Annotated in this window: 2 protein-coding genes; both read right to left on the bottom strand. The window is 67.4% G+C overall.

Annotated elements, in window-relative coordinates; translation table 11 throughout:
* Nucleotides 1-220, bottom strand: a 220-nt coding sequence (locus tag NS355_RS17830; RefSeq protein WP_244489749.1) for a cold-shock protein, incomplete at its 3' end; no start/stop codon positions are given.
* A gap of 132 nt (nt 221-352) precedes the next feature.
* The coding region (locus NS355_RS17835) for a RecX family transcriptional regulator (protein ID WP_058746873.1) at nt 353-725 on the bottom strand (373 nt) is incomplete at its 5' end.

Genomic DNA, 725 nt, shown 5'->3' on the forward strand with positions numbered 1-725 from the left:
CCAGCAACTCGACGCGCGCGCCCTCGGGCAGGCTGCGCCGCCCATGCGCCTGCAATACGGAGAAGTGCACCAGCACATCCCCATAGATCGGGTCGTCCGCCACGACGAAGCCGAAGCCCCGCGTCACGTCGAACCATTTTACGACCCCCGCCAGCCTTACGGCCGTTTCCGCCGTTTCGCCGTCGATGCCGCCCCCTTGAATTGGCGTTTCTTCCAGCATCATCGCACCCTTGTGCCCCAAGGCTAGCATCATTGTTCGCACTCGCAATGCAATGACCTTCGCTTTTTTGCTGGTCCGGAGTGGGACGGCGGCGCAAAAATGGGGGCTGACGGCGTATATTCTTGCGCTGGATCAGAAATCTTCGTCGTCGATGGTCTCGCCGGGCGCGGCGGAAACGATACGCCGCGACAGATTGGTGGGGTGTCCGGCACGCATCATCGCCGCAAACTGCTTCTCCCGCACCGCGCGGTCCGCCTCGCCATCGCCGAAAGGCCCGATTCGCCGCCGCCGGGCAAAGGCCAGGGCGGCCTCCCGCGCCGCCTCCGCCACTTGCGGTGCGATCGCCTCGTGATCGTCCGCCCCGACGCGCGCGGCGTGCAACGCCTGCGCCACGCGACGCGCCCCCATGCCCCGCCGGGCCAGCGAGGCGGCCTTGGCCTCCGCATAGGCACGATCGTCGATATAGCCGAGTTCGACCATCCGCCCCGCCAGCCCGCGCGGGTCT

It is taken from the genome of Sphingomonas yabuuchiae (assembly GCF_001477495.1).
GTDB lineage: Bacteria > Pseudomonadota > Alphaproteobacteria > Sphingomonadales > Sphingomonadaceae > Sphingomonas > Sphingomonas yabuuchiae_A.